This is a genomic window from Mesorhizobium sp. ORS 3428 (assembly GCF_001854785.1).
Classification (GTDB): Bacteria; Pseudomonadota; Alphaproteobacteria; order Rhizobiales; family Rhizobiaceae; genus Mesorhizobium.
This window is the reverse complement of record NZ_MDFL01000112.1, coordinates 36,270-54,565: the sequence shown is the minus strand read 5'-3', so window position 1 is coordinate 54,565 and position 18,296 is coordinate 36,270. Positions and strand designations below refer to the sequence as shown.

Annotated in this window: 16 protein-coding genes; 6 read left to right on the top strand and 10 right to left on the bottom strand. The window is 64.9% G+C overall.

Features of this window, described 5'->3' with window-relative positions:
• Nucleotides 1–8 precede the first annotated feature (8 nt).
• Both ORS3428_RS12125 and xseA read right to left on the bottom strand, forming a co-directional pair.
• Nucleotides 9–1,145, bottom strand: coding sequence for a DmpA family aminopeptidase (locus ORS3428_RS12125; RefSeq protein ID WP_071097880.1), 1,137 nt, complete (start codon nucleotides 1,143–1,145; stop codon nucleotides 9–11).
• 7 nt (nucleotides 1,146–1,152) lie between these two features.
• Nucleotides 1,153–2,718 (bottom strand): exodeoxyribonuclease VII large subunit, encoded by a 1,566-nt coding sequence (xseA, locus tag ORS3428_RS12120; protein WP_071097877.1) that lies wholly within the window; start codon nucleotides 2,716–2,718, stop codon nucleotides 1,153–1,155.
• A gap of 153 nt (nucleotides 2,719–2,871) precedes the next feature.
• Here xseA and ORS3428_RS12115 point away from each other — a divergent pair, with 153 nt between their 5' ends.
• On the top strand, nucleotides 2,872–5,052 hold the full coding sequence (locus ORS3428_RS12115) for a bifunctional diguanylate cyclase/phosphodiesterase (protein WP_244507935.1): 2,181 nt from the start codon (nucleotides 2,872–2,874) through the stop codon (nucleotides 5,050–5,052).
• 3 nt (nucleotides 5,053–5,055) lie between these two features.
• Here ORS3428_RS12115 and ORS3428_RS12110 read toward each other — a convergent pair whose 3' ends face one another.
• Nucleotides 5,056–6,012 (bottom strand): LysR substrate-binding domain-containing protein, encoded by a 957-nt coding sequence (locus ORS3428_RS12110; protein ID WP_071097873.1) that lies wholly within the window; start codon nucleotides 6,010–6,012, stop codon nucleotides 5,056–5,058.
• Nucleotides 6,013–6,191: 179 nt separating this feature from the next.
• Between ORS3428_RS12110 and ORS3428_RS12105 the strand changes: the two genes are divergently transcribed.
• On the top strand, nucleotides 6,192–6,482 hold the full coding sequence (locus ORS3428_RS12105; protein ID WP_071097871.1) for a DUF1127 domain-containing protein: 291 nt from the start codon (nucleotides 6,192–6,194) through the stop codon (nucleotides 6,480–6,482).
• A 237-nt stretch (nucleotides 6,483–6,719) separates the two neighbouring features.
• Here ORS3428_RS12105 and ORS3428_RS12100 read toward each other — a convergent pair whose 3' ends face one another.
• From ORS3428_RS12100 to ORS3428_RS12085, 4 genes are all read right to left on the bottom strand, one after another.
• Entirely contained in the window at nucleotides 6,720–7,592 is an 873-nt protein-coding gene (locus ORS3428_RS12100; protein WP_071097868.1) for a DUF937 domain-containing protein, read from the bottom strand.
• A 98-nt stretch (nucleotides 7,593–7,690) separates the two neighbouring features.
• Nucleotides 7,691–9,064: a glutamate--cysteine ligase gene (locus tag ORS3428_RS12095; RefSeq protein ID WP_071097866.1), complete on the bottom strand. Its 1,374-nt coding sequence runs from the start codon at nucleotides 9,062–9,064 to the stop codon at nucleotides 7,691–7,693.
• A 204-nt stretch (nucleotides 9,065–9,268) separates the two neighbouring features.
• Complete coding sequence (locus ORS3428_RS12090) at nucleotides 9,269–10,003, bottom strand: 16S rRNA (uracil(1498)-N(3))-methyltransferase (protein WP_071097864.1); 735 nt, start codon at nucleotides 10,001–10,003, stop codon at nucleotides 9,269–9,271.
• A 31-nt stretch (nucleotides 10,004–10,034) separates the two neighbouring features.
• Nucleotides 10,035–10,682, bottom strand: coding sequence for a hypothetical protein (locus tag ORS3428_RS12085; protein WP_071097862.1), 648 nt, complete (start codon nucleotides 10,680–10,682; stop codon nucleotides 10,035–10,037).
• A gap of 87 nt (nucleotides 10,683–10,769) precedes the next feature.
• On the opposite strand from ORS3428_RS12085, the gene ORS3428_RS12080 reads away from it, so the two are divergent.
• Nucleotides 10,770–11,468 carry a type 1 glutamine amidotransferase gene (locus tag ORS3428_RS12080; RefSeq protein ID WP_071097859.1) on the top strand — a complete coding sequence of 233 codons (699 nt, stop codon included), beginning with the start codon at nucleotides 10,770–10,772 and terminating at the stop codon, nucleotides 11,466–11,468.
• 291 nt (nucleotides 11,469–11,759) lie between these two features.
• The gene (locus ORS3428_RS34210) at nucleotides 11,760–11,891 is read left to right on the top strand and encodes a hypothetical protein (RefSeq protein WP_263481599.1); all 132 of its coding nucleotides are present in this window, start codon (nucleotides 11,760–11,762) and stop codon (nucleotides 11,889–11,891) included.
• Nucleotides 11,892–11,952: 61 nt separating this feature from the next.
• Here the strand turns inward: ORS3428_RS34210 and ORS3428_RS12075 are convergent, their stop codons facing one another.
• The 3 genes from ORS3428_RS12075 to ORS3428_RS12065 form a co-directional block, all read right to left on the bottom strand.
• The gene (locus ORS3428_RS12075) at nucleotides 11,953–12,723 is read right to left on the bottom strand and encodes a metallophosphoesterase (protein ID WP_071097856.1); all 771 of its coding nucleotides are present in this window, start codon (nucleotides 12,721–12,723) and stop codon (nucleotides 11,953–11,955) included.
• A gap of 217 nt (nucleotides 12,724–12,940) precedes the next feature.
• Nucleotides 12,941–14,077, bottom strand: a complete 1,137-nt coding sequence (locus ORS3428_RS12070) for an alpha-hydroxy acid oxidase (RefSeq protein ID WP_071097854.1) — start codon at nucleotides 14,075–14,077, stop codon at nucleotides 12,941–12,943.
• A 22-nt stretch (nucleotides 14,078–14,099) separates the two neighbouring features.
• The gene (locus tag ORS3428_RS12065; RefSeq protein WP_071097852.1) at nucleotides 14,100–14,897 is read right to left on the bottom strand and encodes an FCD domain-containing protein; all 798 of its coding nucleotides are present in this window, start codon (nucleotides 14,895–14,897) and stop codon (nucleotides 14,100–14,102) included.
• Nucleotides 14,898–15,106: 209 nt separating this feature from the next.
• Here ORS3428_RS12065 and ORS3428_RS12060 point away from each other — a divergent pair, with 209 nt between their 5' ends.
• Entirely contained in the window at nucleotides 15,107–16,429 is a 1,323-nt protein-coding gene (locus ORS3428_RS12060) for a DUF3422 family protein (protein WP_071097849.1), read from the top strand.
• Nucleotides 16,430–16,694: 265 nt separating this feature from the next.
• Nucleotides 16,695–18,191, top strand: coding sequence for an FAD-linked oxidase C-terminal domain-containing protein (locus ORS3428_RS12055; RefSeq protein WP_071097846.1), 1,497 nt, complete (start codon nucleotides 16,695–16,697; stop codon nucleotides 18,189–18,191).
• Nucleotides 18,192–18,296: the final 105 nt, after the last annotated feature.

The following is an 18,296-nucleotide window of genomic DNA, read 5'->3' as shown; positions in this document are numbered from 1 at the left end:
TAAATTGGCTAAGCTGAAGGTTCGGCCGAGCCAAACGTGCTCTTCAGCCACGCCTTCGGCAGCGCCGGCACGAAGTTGCCATCGCGCCCCGTCATATCTTCATTGGCGACCAGCGCATTGAGGATCGCTTCCTCCACCCCTTGCACGACCGCGTCGAAGAACGGATCGATGTCGACGTCCGGGATGAAATCCGCGCGGGCCATGCGGCCCGAAGTCGCCAGCGCAGCCTGAGGATTGGCGGTCGAGAAGGCGAGAAAGATATCGCCCGAGCTGTGATATCCATAGCCGCCGGTCATGGCGATGCCGAGCGGCACGCGCCGGGCAAGCCGCTTCATCTGATGCGGCAGGAACGGCGCATCCGTGGCGACGATGGCGATGATCGAGYCCTTTTCCGCACGCGGGGTGCATTCACGGATCGCGGGCTCGGTGAGTTCCGCTCCGACGGGCCGGCCGCGAATGGTGAAGTTGCGCTGCTTGCCGAAATTCGCCTGCACGAACACACCGAGCGTATAGCGGCTGGCCTGCCATTCGACGATGCGCGAGGCGCTGCCGGACCCGGCCTTGAAGCCGAAGGAGATCATGCCGGTGCCGCCGCCGACGCTGCCTTCCTCGACGGCGCCGCCTGCTGCGCCGTCGAGCGCCGAGGCGACATGGTCGAAGCCCACATGGTGGCCGTTGATGTCGTTGAGGAAACCGTCATAGGTCTCCGCCGCCACCGGCAGGCCCCAGGCGCTGTCGAGCGCCGCCGGCAGCACGCGGCTCATCCAGCGCAGCGTGCCGTCGCGGGTGACGCCGCAGGAATGGGTATTGGTAATGGTAATCGGCAGGTTGAAGGCGCCGGTCTCCTCGATGATATGCGTGCCGGTCAGTTCACCATTGCCGTTCTGGCTGAACACGCCGGCAAATACCGGCGTGCCGAGCTCGCCAGGCGGCCTCGGCAGGATGGCGGTCACGCCGGTGCGCACGGGTCCGATGCCGACCCGGAGCGGGCCCTCGCCGGAAACCAGCGTCGTGTAGCCGACCGCGACGCCCGGCACGTCCGTGATGGCATTGAAGCGGCCGGGCGTACCGTCCAATGCTATGTCGAACGAGCGCAGGCGCGGATTGCCCGAGGGCGTGCGAAGATGCGGGTCGTAGGTACTCATCCCGTCCTCAGAACAGCGAGCCCTGGTTGCCCGGCTCCTTGGTCTTGCCGGAAGGCTTGGCGGYCAGCTTCGGCCGCGCTCCGCCGCTGGTGGCGATGGCCTCGGCATCGCCGTCGGCGAATTCCAGCCGCAGCGCCGCACCCGGCGCCAGATCCGCAACCCTCTTGATGACGGAGCCTTCGGCATCCTTGACCAATGCGAAGCCGCGCGCCAGCACGGCCTTATGCGACAGCGTGGCGAGCAGCCGGTCAGCCTGGGTGAGAGCCGCACGCAGCCGGTCGAGCTGCCGCGCCATCGCCTGGTCCTGCCTTCGTGCGAGCCCGGCCAGCGTGTCGGCCTGCAGCTTCTGCTGCCTGACGATCGGCGCCGGCGACAGCCTGGTCGCCGTGCGCTGGAAGCGTATCCGGCTTTGGCGCACGATGGCGAAGAAGGCTGCACGCGCGCGGGCAATGTCGCGGCCTGTCAGCGTGCGCGTCTCGTTGAGACGCCGCGACAGGGTCGCCGGCGTCAGCCTCTGCCGCTCCAGCCTTGCGCGCTTGCGTTCGATGTTCACCGTCAGCGCCCGGTCGAGCCGGCTGGTGGCTTCATCGAAGCGGCGGCGTGGCAAGGCCAGCAGCTGGTCGGGCGAGGGGAGCGCCCGCGCCGCGCCGCGCAAGGCCTGGCGTTTGCGATCCATGTGCCGCGAGGTGCAGGCATTGAGCCGCGCGCCAAGGTTGGCGAGCGTGGCTTCGAGCTCGGCCTTGACGGGCACCGCGATCTCGGCGGCGCCGGTCGGCGTCGGCGCGCGCATGTCGGCGGTGAAATCGATCAGCGTCCAGTCCGTCTCATGGCCGACGGCCGAAATTATCGGGATGCGGGAGGCCGCGACGGCGCGCGCCAGCCCCTCATCGTTGAAGCCCCACAAATCCTCCAGGCTGCCGCCGCCGCGCGCTACGATCAGAAGATCGGGCGGCCGTATGGCGCCATCCCAGGCAAGCGCGTTGAAGCCGTTCACGGCGGCGGTCACTTCCTTGGCCGTCGTCTCGCCCTGGACCCTCACCGGCCAGACCAGCACATGCAGCGGAAACCGGTCCTTGATGCGGTGGATGATGTCGCGGATCACCGAGCCTGTCGGCGAGGTGACGACGCCGATGACGCGGGGCATGAACGGCAGGCGCCGCTTGCGGCCGGAATCGAACAGGCCTTCCGCCTGCAGCCGGCGCTTGCGTTCCTCCAGCAGCGCCATCAGCGCTCCGGCGCCGGCCGGCTCCAGATTGTCGATGACGATCTGGTAGTTGGATTTGCCGGGATAGGTCGTCAGCCTGCCGCTGGCGATCACTTCCATCCCTTCCTCCGGGCGGAATTTCAGCCGGCTCATCGTGGTCTTCCAGACCACGGCGTCCAACCGCGCACGGTCGTCCTTCAGCGCGAAATAGGCGTGGCCGGAGGAATGCGGGCCGCGATAGCCGGAAATTTCGCCGCGCACCCGCACATTGCCGAAGGCGTCCTCGACCGTGCGCTTCAGCGCGCCGGAAATCTCGCTCACCGTATATTCGGTGGCGTTGCTGCGTGATTCGGTTGCTGCTTCACTCATCGCCCGATTGGGGAACGCTTATTGGCCTGCGTCAAGGCAGGGAGCAATCCTCGCTAATATTATAACGCGTTCTTAAGCCGGATTTGCTTTGACTGCCCCCCAACACAGCCGGCCCAAGGACGCATGAGCCCACGCCCGAACAGCAGCCCGTTGATGCACCAGGTCACGCTGACCGTGTTGGCGCTTGCCGCCCTCGCGCTGGCGATTCTCGTCGGCTTTGGCTACTACGCGGCCGCCCAGGCCGACCATGCCTCGCTCGAACGCCAGAAAATGTTCGTTGCCGACGGCCTCCAAGACAAGATCGCCGCCGTTGAGCGCGAGCARCAAAGCGTTTCCGTCTGGGACGAAGCCGTCACCAACGCCAAGGCCGGCAATCAGACCTGGATAGTCGAGAATCTCAGCGTCTGGATGTATACCTACTACGGCCACAACCGGGTTTACATACTTGACGCCGCCAATCGTCCGATCCACGCCATGCGGGAAGGCGAGGTGGTCGACGTGTCTGCCTTCGCCGAAGATGAGCCCACCCTGCGGCCGACTATCGAGAAGCTGCGCCGCATGCTGGCCGAACCGCCGAAGGCCGATGCCCCTGGTCAGCCGGCCAAGATGGTCGCAGAGGACCTGGTGGAACTCGATGGAAAACCGACGATCCTGAGCGTRATGCCGCTGGTGCCGAGTACGGACCGCATCACCCAGGCGCCAGGCACCGAATATCTGCATGTTTCGGCCGAGTTCATAAATGACGCCTTGATCGGCAAGATCGCGGGAAAATATCTGCTCGACGGCGCACGTCTTGTGCCGCTGTCGCAACCGGTCGGCGAGGCAGCGGTCCCGCTGGTCGACTCCCACGGCGTGATCCTTGGCTATATCGGCTGGGACCAGGATAGGCCCGGGCTCACTCTGCTGCGCAAGATGGGGCCGGCCTTGGGGATTGCCTTGGTTGTCGCCGGGGGTGTTCTGACGTTCCTTTTGCGGCGGCTGCGCCGGGCATCCGCCGCGCTGCAGACCAGCCAGGACCAGGCGCAATATCTCGCCTTCCACGATACGCTCACAGGCTTGCCCAACAGGGCGCTATTCGAGGATCGCTTGCGGCGCACGCTGTCCATCACCAGGCATGACGCTGCGAAGGTGGCGCTGCTTTACCTCGATCTCGACCGCTTCAAGCATGTCAACGACACGCTCGGCCATCCGGCCGGCGACGAGCTTGTCAGGCAGACGGCGGCGAGGCTCCGGCACACCATCCGCGAGGTCGACACCGTGGCGCGGCTCGGCGGCGACGAATTCGCGATCATCCTGCTTGATGTTCCCGATGTCAAAAGCGCGGAGGACATCGCCGACAGGCTGCTGCTGAAATTGCGCGAACCGTTCAGGCTGATCGACGATCAGGTCTTTGTCGGCGCCAGCATCGGCATCGCGCTCTCGACCGGGCCCGACACCGATGCGGGCGACTTGCTGCGCAAGGCGGACATCGCGCTCTACGAAGCCAAGAAGAACGGCCGCGGCCGCTATCAGGTCTTCGTCGGCGACATGGACGACCTTTTGCTGCGCAAGCGCAAGGTCGAGGCCGAACTGCGCAAGGCACTGACCGGGGGCGACGGCATAAAGCTCGCTTATCAGCCGGTTTTCTCGATCGACGGCCGCCAGATACTCGGCGCCGAAGCCTTGATCCGCTGGGGGCACGAGGTGCATGGCGCGCTACCGGCGGCRCAATTCATCGCCATTGCCGAAGAGCGCGGCCTGATCGGCGATTTGGGCAAATGGGTGCTGACGGAAGCGTGCCGCTTCGCCCTCGGGACTAACCTGCCCTGGATCGCCGTCAACATCTCGCCGATGCAGTTGCGCGACTCGGGCTTTGCCGACCAAGTCGCGGCGATCCTGGAGGAAACCGGGCTCGATCCGGCCCGTCTGCAACTCGAGACCACCGAAGCCGTACTCCTCGAGCAGAATGACACGATCAGTTCGGTTATCGCCGCACTGCGCAATTCCGGCATCCGCATCGTGCTCGACGATTTCGGCACCGGCTATTCGTCACTAAGCTATCTGCGCCGCCATGCCATCGACAAGTTGAAGATCGACCGCTCATTCGTGCGCATGCTGGACGAGGACAAGAGCGCCGCGGCGGTCGTCAAGGCGCTGATCGAGCTTGCGCTGGCGCTGAAGGTCGAGGTGACGGCGGAAGGCGTCGAGACCGACGAACAGAAAGCCCGGCTCGTCCGCATGGGCTGCCACCAATTGCAAGGCTATCTTCTGTCGCCGCCGCTGGAACCTGGCCAGTTGCTGGCATTGCCGGGTCTGTCGTCGAGCGCTGTGGAGCGGACTGTCGCCCACGCGTGACACTTACCAGCCTGGCAGGATCTGACTGGGCTTGGTCCGCTTCATCTTGGCGAAGGCAAGCGCTGCGAAGTCGAAGCTCCCCGTCTCTTCGCCGACCGGCACGGAAATGTTGTCGAGGCTCTCGGCGATGTGTCTGGCCAACGCGTCGACGATCTCCGGCTGCGATGTCTGGCCGCGCATRATGCCGATTCGGCAGTCCGGCAGCGTGTCGAACCCGTCGGCTTCGCCGAGCACGCGCATGCCCGGYCGCAATGCGCATTCAGGCAACACCGAGATGGCGAGGCCGGCGAGAACCGCGGCCGTGATCACGGTTGCCGAGAAGCTGGAGAACAGCACGCGATACTCGCGGTTCTGGCGGTCGAGCACGTCGACCGCGGCGCGCCGCCAGATGCAGTTCGGCCGGCCGAACGCCATCGGCAGGATCTCCTGCTCATGCGTGGCGTGGTTGGCCGAGGTGACCCAGAGCAAAGGCTCGCGCCGCACCACTTCCGACTGGCCGCGCGTATCGTTGTGCGTCACCAGCGCGAGATCGAGATTGCCGCGCTTGATGTGCTCAACCAGGCCCGGCGTCGGCTCGCAGATGACCGTCAGCTCGACGCGCGGGTTGGAGCGCGAGAAGCGCGCCATGATCTCGGGCAGGAAACGGTCGGCATAATCGTCCGGCGTGCCGATTCGGATGGTGCCCTCAAGCCGCTGGTCGTCGAAGGCCGCGAGCGTTTCGCGGTTGAGGTAGATCAGCCGCCTCGCATAGGAAAGCAGTCTGTCGCCCTCCTCGGTCAGCTTGTTGGTGCGCCCGTCCTTTTCGAACAGCGGCTTGCCGATCCGCTCCTCCAGCCGGCGCATCTGCATCGACACCGCCGACTGCGTCCGGTGCACCTCTTCGGCCGCCCGGGTAAAACTTCMGGTGTCGGCGATCGAGATGAAGGTCTGCAACTGATCGAGATCGAGCGGCGCTTTCATCGGTCCAATCCATCATTGATGTTGATGCTAAAGATTAGAAACATTCGTTGGATTAATCAATCGATCTCCGGCAAATTAGCAGTATCCACATGAGGGCATGTGAATCGAGACCGCGACGGCGCTTCTCCCAAGGCGCCGATTGCGCGGTTTCGTCCGTTCGACTCCGAGGAGAGACTGACATGACCACGATCGAATTCGCCTCCGAGACCCCGCGCATCACCACGCGTCCGGCCGTTGCGACCCGCGTGCTCAATGCGGTCGCCAACGCCTATCGTGCCTGGAAAAACCGCCGCGCCTTCTATCGCCTCGGCGAGATGTCGGATGCCGAGCTCGCCGATATCGGCCTCACCCGCGCCGACCTCCATGTCGCCATCGACGTGCCCTTCGGCCGCGATCCGACGGCAAAGCTGCGCGCCATCGCCAGCGAACGCGCCGACTCCATCGAGGATGTCGCCCGCAGGGTTGCCTGAACGGCTGCGCTCGCTGCATTTCCGGTCGCGGTGAACCTTTGGAAGACTCAGCGCGACCAAGCTTCATGCAGGCTCCCACACTCCCTGCCGGTTCCCCGCCGGCCTGCCTGCACATTGCCCGGTCCTAGCTAGGACCGGGCAATTTTTTCTCAACCTCGTCATCGTGGGATCTGCGCCGCGTCGCTTCGCTCCTTGCTCCGCCCCAGGATGATGACCCCGCGTGGTAAGCGACAAACCCTACCGCTGGTCCATGCCGCGTTTGAACTGATCGAAAATCGTTTCGATGTTCTTCTGATATTCGTCGCGCTGCTGCGCGCCGGTCTCGAACATCTTGGCAAAGATGTCATCGAACGGGTTTCTCGGCCTGCCGCTCGGATTGGTCGGCGGCTCTGGTGCCGGGGGCTGCTGCGGCGCCGGCTGTCCACCCGGCATGCCGAAGCTGCTGCCCTGGCGCAGCATCTCCTCGAACATTTTGCCGAGCGGATTGTCGCCGTAGGRATTGGGGGCCTGCGACGGCTGCGCCGCGCCGCCGAACATGTCCTGCAGCACCTTGCCGAACGGGTTGTCGCCATAGGGATTGGGTGCCTGCTGCGGCTGCGCGGCCTGCACGCCGCCTCCTGCCTGCCGCATCATTTCCGCTATGATCTCGCCGAGCGGATTGCTGCCGGTTCCACCGGCCGCCTGCATCTGGTTATTGGTCTGCTTGAACAGCCCGCCCATCATCATCGAGGCCATCGCCGGCAGCATCTGCTGCAGCACCTGCTGGCTGAGCCCTGTGGCCTGCGCGGCCTGGCTCGCCACGGCGCGCGACAAATCCTTCGAGCCGAACAGGTAACCGAGGATGCCGTTGCCCTCATCGATGCCTTGCGGCGTGAACGCCCGGGTCACGTCCTCGAAATATTTGGCGTGCTGGCCGCTCGCCATCGCCGTCATGAAGGCGCCCAGCCCGTAAGGATCCGCGGTATTGCGCCGAAGCCCCTGCGAGAAGGCCGGCAGCAGCGCTTCGACCGCGGCCTGGGCCTGCTGCTGCGAAAGGCCGAATTGCTGGGCCAGCGCCTGCATGCCGGCGCCGTTCTGAGCCTGCGCAAAGATGTCGAACAGGGAAGGCATAGGATCTCCTCCGGCAAAATGCTCGCCGGAAAGCCTATTTCCTTTCCATTGTCGATTGAAGCGGCTTTTACAGCCACTCTCAGGCGGATGCCGGGCAGTTAGTAGGCATACTCCATGAACACAGGCTCGATCGAGCCGCCCCAGCGCGTGTGGTAGGCCGAAAGCATTTCTTCTGCGCTGGTGGTGCCGCGCGCCACGACCTCGTCGAGCGTGTTCAGGAACGAGGTTTCGTCATAGCCGTCGCGGTTCTTCTTGCCGCGGTTCTTCAGGCCCATGCGCGAGATGGCGAGCACGTCGCGGGCGATCTCGCGCAGGGTGGTGTTGCGGAACGGCGCCGAAATGCCATGCTCCGGCACTGCGTTTCGCATAGCCAGCGCTTCCTTGTAGGTCCAGCTCGAGGTCAGCGCCTCGGCGGCGTCCAGCGCCTGCTCGTCATAGAGCAGCCCGACCCAGAAAGCCGGCAGCGCGCAGATGCGCCGCCAGGGTCCGCCGTCGGCGCCGCGCATTTCGAGGAAGCGCTTCAGCCGCACGTCGGGGAACAGCGTCGACAGGTGATTGGCCCAGTCGCCCATCGTCGGCAGGCCGTCGGGCACTTCCTTGCGGGCGGCACCGGCCATGAACTGGCGGAAGGTGTAGCGCGTCATGTCGTGATAGTGGCCGTCGCGGATGACGAAATACATCGGCACGTCGAGCGCCCATTCGACATAGTCGGCAAAGCCGAAATCCGGCGCGAAGCAGAATTCCAGCATGCCCGAGCGCTGGTTGTCGGTGTCGCGCCAGATGTCGCCACGCCAACTCTGCAGCCCGTTCGGCTGGCTCTCGGTGAAGGGCGAGTTGGCAAACAGCGCCGTCGACAGCGGCTGCAGCTTGAGCGACACCTGCATCTTGCGGCGCATGTCGATCTCGCTCTCGAAGTCGAGATTCACCTGGATCGTGCAGGTGCGATACATCATGTCGAGGCCCTTCGATCCGACCTTCGGCATGTAGCGGGTCATGATCTCGTAGCGAGACTTCGGCATCTTCGGCGTTTCGGCCAGCGACCATTTCGGGCTGCCGCCGAGGCCGAGGAAGCGGATGCCGAGCGGCTCGGCGATCTCGCGCACCTGCGCCAGATGCGCATTGCCCTCGCGGCAGGTCTGATGGATCGATTCCAGCGGCGCGCCGGAGAGCTCGAACTGCCCGCCCGGCTCCAGTGAGATCGCGCCCTGGCCGGTCGGCTCGACCAGGCCGATGATACGGCCAGCATCCATGATCGGATCCCAGCCGAGCTTTTCCTGCATGCCTTCGAGTATGGCGCGGATGCCGCGCTCGCCGCCGTAAGGCACCGGCGCGTTGCCGTCGACATAGAAGGGGAACTTCTCGTGTTCCGTGCCGATACGCCATTTGTCGCGCGGCTTGTTGCCCGCGGCCAGGTAGCCGACGAGTTCGTCGATGCCTTCGATGGGACTGGTATCGGTTGTGTCGCGCGCCATGAAGCCCCTCCGAGCGCATCGCCCCGGAAATCGGCTTCGATTTCCGCCGGGCATCCTGCACAAGATCTTAGTGCTACAGCCTCTTTAGCGCGTCGAAAAGCGCGCAGGGTGCTGCAGGGGCCGGACGGCCGCCGGCGCTAGATGGACGAAATGCCGGCAGACGATCAAGCAAAAAATCCTGAGCCACGCCTCAAGAGGATTTGATCACCAGTCGCCGAGTGACGCCTGGATCACCGCAAGCGCCGCCACGGCGGCCGTATCGGCGCGCAGGATGCGCGGTCCGAGCGGAATCGCGGTGACAAAAGGCAGCGCCCTCAGCATCTTGCGCTCGTCCTCGGAAAATCCGCCTTCCGGCCCGACCAGCAGCGCGAGCTTTTTCTCACCCACCTTCTGCAAGGCCGGCAGCGGGTTGTTGGTCGAGGCATCCTCGTCGCAGAAGATCAGCCGCCGCTCCTTGTCCCAGCCACCGAGCAGCCGCTCGAGCTTTTCCGCCTCGCGCAACTCCGGCACCGCCAGGATGCCGCATTGCTCGGCCGCCTCGACGACATTGGCGCGCAGCCGCTCGATGCCAGGTTTCGCCACCTGCGTGTGCTGGGTAATGACCGGCTGCAGGATGCCGGCGCCCATCTCCACCGCCTTCTGCACCAGATAGTCGAGCCGGCCCTGTTTCAGCGGCGCGAAGCAGTAGACGAGATCGGGCAGCGGCGGCTGCGGCCGCTGGAGCGAAAGCAGCTTGAGCCGGACCGCCYTTTTGGATTTGACGGCAATCGCCGCCGACCACTCGCCGTCGCGGCCGTTGAAGACAAGGATCTCGGCGCCTTCACCGAGCCGCAGCACATGCGCGAGATAATGGCTCTGCTGTTGTCCAGCATCGAATTCGAGGCCTGGCCCGAGATCGTCCGGCACGAACAGCCGCTGCATTCTGTAATTGGCGCGCATGGCCGAGCAATGGGCGAGGGCAGCGTTGCCGTCAAGTATCGGCCGACGGATGCCAGACCGGCGCGTAGCCTTGCCTCAGCACCGAAATGCTGGTGGCAGGCGTGATGAGCCGCAGCGATCGCCCGGCGAGGCGGTCGAATGCTTTCGGGGCGCTATAGCCCGCGAACGACCAACCGAGCGCCTTGCCGTCGCGCAGCGCGTAGGCGGTGCCACCATCGGCCACCATCGTCCCGTCGGGCAGGCCACCAAGCTCTTCCGCGGAGAGGGCGGGCGGCCGGCCGCCCGAGGCCAGCCGTTCCTTGTGCAGCCGCTTGTCGATCATCGGTGCGCGCGGTTCGGCAACGCCGAAGGCTTCGCCGAATCGCCGCACGAAGTCGGTCGCCCGTTCGCGTCGGCAGAAGAAGCAGGGCCGGTGGCCGGCGGCGAGTGCAGTGACTTCGTCGAGGAAAAACAGCTCGGTCCAGCCGGCCTTGCCACCTTGCCGGTTGCGGCCCATCGGCTCGCGCCGCACGTTGCGGAAGTCGCAGACGCAGATGATCCAGGCCGGCAAGGCCCAGCGCTTCCTCAGCAGCGTCTTCGTCTCGGGATCATGGATGATGCCGCGATTGCCCATGAACAGGCCGCRCTCGGTCACGGCATGGATGGCGCCGAACGGATCGACCCGGTTCTGCAGTGGCATAGCGTTCTCTCCGGCACGCAGCTTGGCTGAAATGCAACCGGCATGATATCGCTCGCCCCAGCATTTTCATGTCAGCAGGATTCTCTAATGCGGGTGTTGGTGGTCCAGAACTACGACAATACCGGCCTAGGCCAGGTCGGCGCCGCTCTCGCGGAGGCCGGCGCCGAGCTCGACCTGCGCCGCCCCTATCAGGGCGATCCGCTGCCTCAGGACGCCAACGGGCATGATGCCATGGTGGTGCTTGGCGGCGGGCAGAACGCGCTGGCCGACAATGACTATCCCTATTTTCCCGCGCTTCTCGAACTGACGCGCGATTTTGCCGGCAAGGACCGGTCGGTGCTGGGCATCTGTCTCGGCGGCCAGCTTCTCGCGCGCGCCTTCGGCGCCGAAAACCACATCGGCGGTGCGGTGGAATTCGGCTGGCGCGGCGTGTCGCTGACCACCGAAGCCAAGGCCGATGCGGTGCTCGGCGCCTTGCCGGAAAAGTTCCCGATCTTCCAGTGGCACGACGACACGTTCGACCTGCCTGAAAAGGCCGTGCGACTCGCCGGCAACGATGCCGCCGAGAACCAGGCCTTTCGCATCGGCCGCGCCGTCTACGGCTTCCAGTTCCATTTCGAGGCGGACCGGCCGCTGGTGCGCGACTGGAGCACCGCCTTCCAATCGCTGATCGCCGAGCGCCATCCCGACTGGGCCGGCAAGCTCGACGACGAGATGGCCCGCAACGGGCCGGAGGCCGACGCTGCGGGGCTCGCCATCGCCCGCGCCTGGGTGGCCACGATCTGAGCGCACCGGTCGCTTTGCCGAGCGTGGCATAATTGGCACGCCTCCGCGGTTCCGTCTGGGGAAAACCCTCTTCATTCTTGGTTTGTGTCCGGCTGCTCGCCTAAGAGGGCGCGCTTTGTATCGTCGGCGCAACCGCCATGAACCTTTTGTGTGATCCAGCCGACACACCGGCGATACAGAATCTGCTTAGAAGCGCGAAATCGTCGAAACATTGAGACGCATTTTATCGTTTCAACGCATTGGTAACCGCCTTGTGCACAGATGCTGAAAGCTTAACCAGAGATGACGTCCGTGAAAGCAGCGCTTTTGTCCTTCGTAATGCTGTCTGCCATCGTGCTCTGCGGCCTCGGTATCTATGCCGCCGATGCAGCGACCAACCACCGGGCCGTTGACGGTTACGGCGTCACCGCCTCGCTCAACTGACACTGATCCATCCCGGTAGACGGAAAGCAGATCCCGCAGCCCGGGATCGTGTCTAGCGCGTCTAGAACGCTTTTCCCTGCAYGGTCAGGATCCGCTTGTCGTCGCCGTTGACGGCCAGGGCGCTGAGCATTCCCGAATGCCAGGCGAGCGTGTCGACATTGACGCGGTTGGCCATCACCTCGGCCTCCGGCACCGGCGTGTGCCCGTGCACGATCACCTTCGGATAAAGGCCGGCGTGGTCGAGGAAGGTATCGCGGATCCAGATCAGGTCCTGCGGGCTCTGGCTTTCGAGTGGTACGTCCGGCCGGACGCCTGCATGGCAGAAGAAGAAGTCGCCGAAAGACACCGAGAAAGACAGCGAGCGCAGGAAGTCGACATGGCTTTGCGGCACCGCATCGACCAGGGCCGCGTGGCTGTGCGACAGCGCCTCATCCGACCTGCCGAACCAGCCGCCGCCCGCTGATAGCGACACGCCGTAGGATTGCGCCGTCTGGACGCCGCCGAAGCGCATGAACAGCCCGTCCGGGTCGGGCTCGGCAAGGAAGTCGAGAAAACCGATGTCGTGGTTGCCAGCGAGCATCAAGTTGCGCGGGTCGCGCTCTCGCGCCGCGATGAGGAAGTCGATGACGCTTTTCGAGTCGGGCCCGCGGTCGGTATAGTCGCCGAGATGGATGATGCGCCAGTCGGACGGAGGCGCGTTTTCCAGCTCGCTCTCGATCCGGCGGTGCATGGCGGCGAGAAGGTCGTGGCGGCCATGCACGTCGCCGATCGCATAGAGCCGCAGGCCGTCCGGTCCGCGCGCGTCGAGATAGTGGATGCCGGCCTCAGTCAAGGCGAGTGTCTTCCCGTGTCAACCATCAACCATCACGGGAAATTAGGGCGGATCGGTGAATAAGCCCCTAGCGCTTGTCGCCCAAAAGTGCGCAGCGGTTTTGGGAGAACGACATGCGCAAACATAAGGACTTAACGCATGTCGCCCAAAAGTGCACAGCGGTTGAGAGAACGACATGCGCAAGAAGCAACGGCTAATCCGCGTTGCGCGACGCGATTTAGCGCCGCAGCTGGTCTTTGCCCATGTCGGTAACCAGGCGCTTGCCGCAAAGCGCCAGCGTGATGTCCATTTCCTTGCGGATGATTTCCAGCGCCTTGGTGACGCCTGCCTTGCCCATGGCGCCGAGCCCGTAGAGGAAGGGTCGGCCGATATAGGTGCCCTTGGCGCCAAGGCAGAGCGCCTTGAGYACGTCCTGGCCCGAGCGGATGCCGCCGTCCATATGCACCTCTATCCTGTCGCCGACGGTGTCGGCGATCTCTTCCAGCACCGAGATCGACGAGGCGGCGCCATCGAGCTGGCGCCCGCCATGGTTGGACACGACGATCGCGTCCGCCCCGGTCTCGGCCGCCATCAGCGCGTCCTCCTTGTCGAGAATGCCCTTCAGGATCAGCTTGCCGCCCCAGCGTTCCTTGATCCAGGCGACATCCTTCCAGGAAAGCTGCGGGTCGAACTGTTCCGACGTCCATGACGAGAGCGATGAGAGGTCTCCCACCCCCTTGGCATGGCCGACGATGTTGCGGAAAGTCCTGCGCTGGGTGCCGGCCATGCCCATGCACCAGCGCGGACGGATGGCCATGTCCAGCATGTTCTTCAACGTCAGCTTGGGCGGCGCCGACAAACCGTTGCGGATATCCTTGTGGCGCTGGCCAAGGATCTGCAGGTCGAGCGTCAGCACCAGTGCCGAGCATTTTGCGGCCTTCGCCCTGTCGATCAGGTTGAAGACGAAATCCTTGTCGCGCATTACATAGAGCTGGAACCAGAACGGCTTCTTGGTCGCCGAGGCGACATCCTCGATCGAGCATATGCTCATCGTCGACAGCGTGAACGGCACGCCGAACTCCTCCGCTGCCTGCGCTGCCAGCATCTCGCCATCGGCATGCTGCATGCCGGTCAGTCCGGTCGGGGCGAGCGCCACCGGCATAGCCACCTTCTCGCCGATCATCGTCGTTTCAAGCGAACGGTTGGTCATGTCGACGAGCACGCGCTGGCGGAAGTTGATCTTTTGGAAATCCTCCTCGTTGGCGCGGTAGGTGCTCTCGGTCCAGGCGCCGGAATCGGCATAGTCGAAGAACATCTTCGGCACCTTGCGGCGCGCCATGTCCTTGAGGTCGGCGATTGTGAGGATGTCGCTCATATGGTCCCCGCTTGATCGATGCTTAGGTGCGTTTGCGTTCGATGTCGCCGGCTTCCGAGCGCTGTCTCAGCCTCAGTCGCGACACGCGCTTCCAGTCGCCGCTGCGCTCGGCTTCCGCCATGGAGCGCTCGACATAGGTGATGTGGTCCATCGCCGCCTTGCGTGCCGCGAAAGGGTCTGCGGCCTTGATCGCGGCGTGGATCGCCCGGTGCTGCTCAAGCAGCGCGTCACGCGCGCCGGGAACGGTGAACACCAGAAGCCGGTTCTGGAACACGCCCTCGGAAAGCAGCCGGTAGCAGGAGCGCAGCGTGTGCAGGAGGATGATGTTGTGCGCGCATTCGCAGACCGCATGGTGGAACTCGACGTCGATTTCCGCCTCGTCGTCGAAGTCGCCGGTCCGGTGCGCCTCGTCCATGCGCGCCATGATGCGGTCGAGGAGCGCGAGATCCTCGGGCGTTGCGCGCCGCGCCGCGTACTCGGCCGCCACCGCCTCGATCTCGCGCCGATACTCCAGGTAGTCGGTCACCGCCTTGCGGTGCATCGAGATCAGGTCGGTGACCGGCCTGGTGAAGAGCTGGCCGATGACGTCGGCGACATGCGTGCCGCCGCCCGGCCTGGTGGTCAACAGCCCTCGCGCCTCCAGCGCCTTCAGCGCATCGCGCAGGATCGGCCGCGACACGTCGAACTGGCGCGCCAGCTCGCGCTCGCCCGGCAGCCGGTCGCTGGTGCGCAGCACCCCTTCGAGGATCAGGCTCTCGATCTGCTGCACCACCTCGTCGGCGGTGCGCGAATGCTCGATCCTGGAGAAGATATCGCTCAACGGAGAGACGCCTGGGAACGGATGGATGCCGCGCAGACTAAAGCGTCTGTCGCCAACTGGTCAAATTATTTATCCAATTTGGCGGGTCCGGTCGCCTGCGCCGCCGCGCCGTCCCATCCGTGCCTGCTAAAATTTGCTGTTTACGTGCATTGCCGATTRCCGCAAGAGGACGGGGGTTGCACGAAGGGTCGAAATCAGGGGGACCAGCCGTGTCGGACGAGATGTCCAGTCTGGAATTCCAGCCGCGCGCTCAGGGCAGCGTCATGGGTTTTCCGGCGCATGAAGGGCGGCCCGGCGCGCTGGGCGAGGTGCACGCCCGCCCGCATCCGCTGGTCGAGAAGCCGCGCGTGCTCATCCAGCTTTCCTTCATGACCGAGGGCGGCTCGGGCGTCGACCATGCCGTGCTGTCGGACCTGTCGCGGCGCCTAGGCATTGCGGCGCCCGAACGCCACGCCCGCCACCACGCCATGAAATGGGGCAAGGGCACGCTGCGCTGGGAGCGGCATACGGAATTCTCGACCTATCTCTGGGAAGGGCCGCTCGCCGAAAACGGCCGCGGCCAGGAGGATTCGCCCTTCGGCAACGGCTTCTCACCGCCTGGAACGGTGATTTCCGGCATCCGGCTGGAGATTCGCAAATGGACGCAGGCGAGCGAGAAGCTGATTGCCGGTTTCGATCCGACCAGCCTCTGCTATTCGCTGGTCGAGCGGGGTGCTGYGGCCATCATCACCGACTTTCGCCAGGACGGCGATGGGCTGACCCGCATGCTGGTGCTCGACCGCGGCCTGACGCCGGCAAGTACCGGCGCGCTGTCGCAGCGGCTGATCGACATCGAGACCTATCGCACGCTTGCCATGCTTGGCCTGCCGCTGGCGCTGACGCTGTCCGGCCGCGCCCGCCGCATCGAAGACCGGCTGGCGCAGACCACTCTGGAGATGAAGGCCGCCGAGACCCGCGACAGCCAGACCTTGCTCGCCGACCTTACCGAACTTGCCGCCGAACTGGAGGCCGACGCGGCCTCCAGCCTCTACCGATTCGGCGCCAGCCGCGCCTATGACGGCATCGTCACCGAGAGGCTGAAGGCGCTGGATGAGGAGCCGGTGCAAGGCTACGATACCTGGGCGGGCTTCCTGCAAAGGCGCATGGCGCCGGCCATGCGCACCTGCCGCTCGGTGGAGGAGCGCCAAGCCAACCTGTCGCGAAAACTAACCCGCGCCACAACGCTGCTGCGCACCTGGGTCGATGTCGATGTCGAGCGGCAGAACCGCGACCTGCTCGCCTCGATGAACAATCGCGCGCGTCTGCAGTTGCGCCTGCAGCAGACCGTCGAAGGCCTCTCCGTCGCCGCCGTCTCCTACTATGTCGTCGGCCTTGTCGGCTATGTCGCCAAGGGTGTGTCGATCTTCGGCCATGCCTTCGCGCCGGAAGTCGTCACCGCGGCCGCCGTGCCGGTGGCGGTGCTGCTCGTCTGGTGGGGTGTTCGGCGCGTGCGCCGCATGCACTCCGAGCCGGCCAAGCATCCGGGCGAATAGACGCACACTTTACCCTCCCCCTTGTGGGGAGGGTCGATCCGCGCAGCGGATCGGGGCCGGGGTGCTCGTAAAGCGCTTAGCCGGCGCGGACCCCCACCCCGCTCACTTCGTTCGCGACCCTCCCCACAAGGGGAGGGTAGCCCAGCGGCAGATTGCCGCTGCAGGCTTGGGTTAGGTCCGACACCTGATCTCGACCAAAGCAACGTTTGCAACAAATGGTCCCGGCTGGTAAAAGATTTTGACCAGTCGAGTGGAGGAAGTGCCGATGTCTGGCCTTGCCATGCCTAAGACGGATGCCGGTACGCTTGGCCGGCGCGCCGAGATCGTCGCCGACATGCGCATCATCGTGCCGGGCGAGGGCGTCGTCGACACGGCCAGCGAAATGCGTGCCTTCGAGAGCGACGGTCTCACTGCCTATCGGCAATTGCCGCTGGTCGTTGTGCTGCCCGACACCGTGGCGCAGGTCTCGCGTGTGTTGAAATACTGCAACGAGCGCAACATTCGCGTCGTACCGCGCGGCTCGGGCACGTCGCTCTCCGGCGGCGCGCTGCCGCTCGAGGATGYGGTGCTGCTGGTGATGAGCCGTTTCAACCGCATCCTTGCGATCGACTATCCCAACCGCATCGTCGTTGCCCAGCCAGGCGTCACCAATCTCGGCATCACCACCGCCGTCGAGCAGGAGGGCTTCTACTACGCCCCCGATCCATCCTCCCAGATCGCCTGCTCGATCGGCGGCAATGTCGCGGAAAATTCCGGCGGCGTGCACTGCCTGAAATATGGYCTCACCGCCAACAATGTGCTTGGCATCGAGATGGTGCTGATGAATGGCGAGGTGGTGCGCCTCGGCGGCAGCCATCTCGACCAGGACGGCTATGACCTGCTCGGCGTCATGACCGGTTCGGAAGGCCTGCTCGGCGTCGTCACCGAGGTCTCCGTCCGCATCCTGAAGAAGCCGGAGACGGCGCGCGCGCTCTTGATCGGTTTTCCGACCAGCGAGCAGGCCGGCCAATGCGTCGCCGATATCATCGGCGCCGGCATCATCCCGGGCGGTATGGAGATGATGGACCGCCCCGCGATCCACGCCGCTGAGGATTTCGTTCACGCAGGATATCCGCTCGATGTCGAGGCGCTGCTCATCGTCGAGCTCGACGGGCCGAGCGTTGAGGTCGACCACCTGATCGGCCTCGTCGAGGCGATCGCCTATCGCAACGGCTCGACCACCTGCCGCATCTCGCAGTCGGAAGAGGAGCGGCTGAGCTTCTGGGCCGGCCGCAAGGCGGCCTTCCCGGCGGTCGGCCGCATTTCGCCGGACTACTACTGCATGGACGGCACGATTCCGCGCAAGGAGCTGCCGCGCGTGCTCGCCGGTATGCGCGACCTCTCCGAGAAATACGGCCTCGCCGTCGCCAATGTCTTCCATGCCGGCGACGGCAATCTGCATCCGCTGATCCTCTACGACGCCAATGTGCCGGGAGAGCTCGACAAGGCCGAGAGCTTCGGCGCCGACATTTTGCGGCTTTGCGTCGAGGTCGGCGGCGTCTTAACCGGCGAGCATGGCGTCGGCGTCGAGAAGCGCGACCTGATGCCGGAAATGTTCAACCAGATCGACCTCGACCAGCAGATGCGGGTCAAATGCGCCTTCGACCCCAACCATCTGCTGAACCCCGGCAAGGTCTTCCCGCAGCTCCGCCGCTGCGCCGAGCTCGGCCGCATGCACGTGCATCGCGGCCAGGTGGCGTTTCCGGATATTCCGAGGTTTTGAGTGGATACGCTGGCGCTTGAACACCCCCCTCTGTCCTGCCGGACATCTCCCCCGCAAGGGGGGAGATCAGACGTCGCGAAGGCTTTCGCCAATCTCCAATGCTGG

What these genes read in the sequence shown, in the direction of transcription:
- ORS3428_RS12105 (WP_071097871.1), top strand. Translation starts at nt 6,192, where the DNA reads ATGACCACGATCGAATTCGCCTCCGAGACCCCGCGCATCACCACGCGT.
- ORS3428_RS12095 (WP_071097866.1), bottom strand. Translation starts at nt 9,064, where the DNA reads ATGGCGCGCGACACAACCGATACCAGTCCCATCGAAGGCATCGACGAA.
- ORS3428_RS12080 (WP_071097859.1), top strand. Translation starts at nt 10,770, where the DNA reads ATGCGGGTGTTGGTGGTCCAGAACTACGACAATACCGGCCTAGGCCAG.